Raw genomic sequence first — 3,594 nt, 5'->3', positions numbered from 1 at the left:
GGCACGGACATTGACGACGTCCGAGTCTGCGCCGGTGTTGATGTCGGTAGCCGAAAGTCCGCCGGTGTTGATCACGGTCACGACATCGTCACCGCCAAGAGTGTCGATCGCCAGCCCGCTTTCGGCGCCGGTGGTGGTGACTGTCACGTCGTCGTCGCCATCGCCCGTGGTGACCAGCGTGACGCTCGCGTCCACCACACCCGGTGTTCCCGTGGTTCCCGTGTTGAGAATGTTGACGGTGTCGTTGTCGATGCCCGAATCGACCAGCAGCACACTTTCGAGCCCCGTCGTGGTGACCGTGATCGTGTCCGCACCGGCGTAGGTGTTGACCGTCGTCCGAGTGTTGTCGCCGGTTGTGGTGATCGTGACGTCATCGGCCGCAGTGCCGGTTTCCAGGTTCAGCGTCTCGATCGTGTCGTAGGTGACGCCGCCGGTCAGCCCGACGCGAGTCAACGTGGTGGCGTCGAGGGTGTAGGTGTGTCCGGCCAGGTTGCCTTCGTCACTGATGTTCAACTCATCGCCGAGTTCATAGCTTTGCGTGACCGTGATGGTTTTGGCGGTCACGCTCTCGCTGATTCCCGGTGCCACGACACCAGGATCTTCGCCGTAGACGCAGATGTCACCCAAGATACCGTCCAACACGCCGGCCGGATTGCCTCGCATCACATTGCGATCGGCGCTTCGTGTTCCAGCAGCGTCGGAGGAGATGTTGATGGTGTCCAGTCCCGCGCCGGCAAAGATGTCGGTGGCACTGCCAGCGGCCGTGCCGCGCACGTTGATGACGTCGGATCCCAGGTCGGTGTCGATGACGGTTGCCGAGTCGGCACCGGTGTTGATCAACGTGACGACGTCGTCACCGCCTTCGGTGTCGAGGATCAGTCCGCTTGCGGCTCCGGTCGACGTCACGACGACATCATCGTCCTGATCGCCGGTGGCGACCCGCGTGACACTGCCGGCGCCGGTGTTGGTGATGGAAACGGAATCCGCGTCGGCGAGCGTGTTGACAGAAAGAATGCCGCCCGCCCCCGTGCTGGCGATCGTCACGGTATCGTCACCGCTACCGGTATCCACCGACGTCGAGCCTGCGGCGATGGTGCTGGTGATCGCGACGATGTCATTGTCGCTGCCCGTTTCAAGCGACACCGATTCGACACCGGCGTAGGTCAGGCTGCCGGTCAAACCGGTGGAGACCAAGGTGGAATCGGTCAGGGTGTAGGTTTCCGCCGTCACGCTGGAGCTGTCCGAGACGTTCAGTTGGTCGCCGATCGGGAGTGTCAGGTCGACGGTGAGGGTCTTTGCCGTGACGCTGTCGCCCGTCGTCGGTGTGGCATCGTTCGCGTCACCGCCAATGACGACGGCGCCGAGGACGCCATCCAATGACGTCAAACCGACGTTGAAGACATCGTTGCCGACGCCACCGTTGAGATTGGCCGTCAGCGTGGCCGGGACGCTGGCGATGTTGATCGTGTCGTTGGCGTCGTCACCGTTGATCGTCAGGGTGGGGAACAGGGTCAGTGTGTCCAAATCGAGAACATCAATCAGGTCGTCCCCGGTTCCCGCGTTGATGGTCAGCGAACTCGTGGGGTTCAAGAAGTCGACCAATTCGCCCAACGTCGAATCGATTCGATTGACGTTGTCGGCCGCGACCGGATCGTCAGAAAGCGTGATCGTTTCGCTACCACCGGTGAACGTAAACACGCGGTCCACGGCACTCAAATTGTCGACGATCGGTTCCAGCCCGGTGTACTGAATGGTTCCCGAATCGACGGCATTGAACTGGATCGAAATCGTGCCGCCCATCTGGTCATTGATCGGCGCGGCAAATTGGTGCTCGACCATCAGCGCGGCGCCGTTGACCAGCTGCAGCGCGTCGCCGGGGACCCCAGGGTTGTTGGGATCGTTCAACGGATCGGCGCCGTTGAAGGAGATGGGCGTCACGATCACGCCGCCGGAGTAATCAATCGTCAATGTGTCCTGATCCGAGCTTCCTTGAACGGCGATGTTGGTGATCGTCGCAATTGGGACCCGGCTCAGCAGCGTGCCGTTGATGGAATCGTTGACTTGGAGATCGGCGCCCGAGATTTCGATCGTGTATTGATCGGCGACGTTATCCGAGACCGCAGGGAAGATGAACAGGTCGCTGATGTCGACAGTTGCCTGAGCGGTGGAGCTCAGGCCACCGCTGTCGGTGACGGTCAAGTTGATCGTGTGGGAACCGACACCGATATGATTGATCACGGTCAGCCACGGAATGGTGGCAATCGCGTCGGTGGTCGTAAAATCAGTGATGTTGTCCTGATTGAGATCCCAGTTGTAGGTCAGCGTGTCGCCGGCATCGACGTCGGTCGATCCGCTGGCATCGACGTTGATCGTCAAGCCTGCGTCAATCGAATACGGGCCACCCGCGTCAGCCACCGGGGCTTCGTTCACACCGGCGACGGTGATTTGAATCGGTTGTGAGTCGGAGTTTAAGTCGCTGTCGGTGACCACCACGGTGACGTCATAGACGTTGTCTTGGCCAGCATCGGCGGGCTGTTCGAAATCGGGGGCTGAATTGAATTGCAGCACGCCGAAGTTGGGATCGATGGAGAACAGATTCTGATCCGCTCCACCACCGAGCGAATACGTCAAACCGCTGCCTTCGGAATCGAGATCGTCGGTGGAATTGACATCGATCGCGAACACTTGGTTTTCATCGACCGTCGCGGTGTCGGCCGAGGTGATGACAGCGAGAAGGCGGCGATTTTCGAGGGATTCGACCAGAACTCGACGCCGCTGGGTCCGCTTGCGGGCGTTCTTTCGGGGCTGGCGTTTGGAAATCGAGCCGAGCAGACGGTGTGGCCAGTTTCGCGGCATGACAGAACCTGGATGACCTGAAGACGTTGAGGTGAAATAATGTCGACCACTCGAAAGCGGGCTGGCTTTCATGTTCGTCGACCGATTCGGATCGAGAGTTCGGCACGTTTACTGGAAATCCGGCCCCTAGGATCACCGATGCTCTCACCCCCGAGTAAAGTCACCCAGCTGCGAAAAACAAGCCAACAGTCACAAAAGGACCAACTTGCCTGCTTTCTCCCCTTTCTCAGCTGCTAAATCCCTGCAAACGCTTAAAATCAATTGTCAGGTTGGGGGACGCAAAACAGCGCTTGAAAGCACACGTTAAGCTGGTATCACAGGGTTGGCCCCCCGATTCGATCTACCCGCCGGACATGACCCCCTCCAATGAGCCATGCCCTCTAATGAGCAATGCCCCTCCCGTCGAATTCCATCCCGGTATGGAAGTTGTTCCGGGTTACACCTTGATCGCCCCCCTCGGCAGCGGAATGGCGGGCGATGTGTGGCAGGCTCAGGCTGCCGGCGGGATCAAGGTCGCTTTGAAGGTGGTTCGGAACTTGAAGGATTTGGGCGGTCGCAAGGAGCTCAAGGCACTCAAGACGATTCGGGATGTGCACCACCCGAACCTCTGCCCCCTGTTTGGGTTTTGGACGAAAGACGCCGACGGCCGCGTTTTGGCCGACGGCGAAACCGAAGACCTGACCTTTGATTCGGTCAGTGCCGCCGGAGTCGGCATGCCTTCGAGCCCCGCCGCGGGGT

Annotated in this window: 2 protein-coding genes; one reads left to right on the top strand and one right to left on the bottom strand. The window is 60.0% G+C overall.

The window, feature by feature from the left end; genetic code table 11:
* Window positions 1-2,856, bottom strand: a 2,856-nt coding sequence (locus tag ABX749_RS26130; protein ID WP_372898590.1) for a PKD domain-containing protein, incomplete at its 3' end; no start/stop codon positions are given.
* A 383-nt stretch (window positions 2,857-3,239) separates the two neighbouring features.
* Here ABX749_RS26130 and ABX749_RS26125 point away from each other — a divergent pair.
* The coding region (locus ABX749_RS26125; RefSeq protein ID WP_372898589.1) for a hypothetical protein at window positions 3,240-3,594 on the top strand (355 nt) is incomplete at its 3' end.

Origin of the sequence: Stieleria sp. (assembly GCF_041595215.1) — a bacterium.
In the GTDB taxonomy this organism is placed as follows: domain Bacteria; phylum Planctomycetota; class Planctomycetia; order Pirellulales; family Pirellulaceae; genus Stieleria; species Stieleria magnilauensis.
The sequence above is the reverse complement of the archived record's forward strand: the minus strand, read 5'-3'. Positions and strand labels throughout refer to the sequence as shown.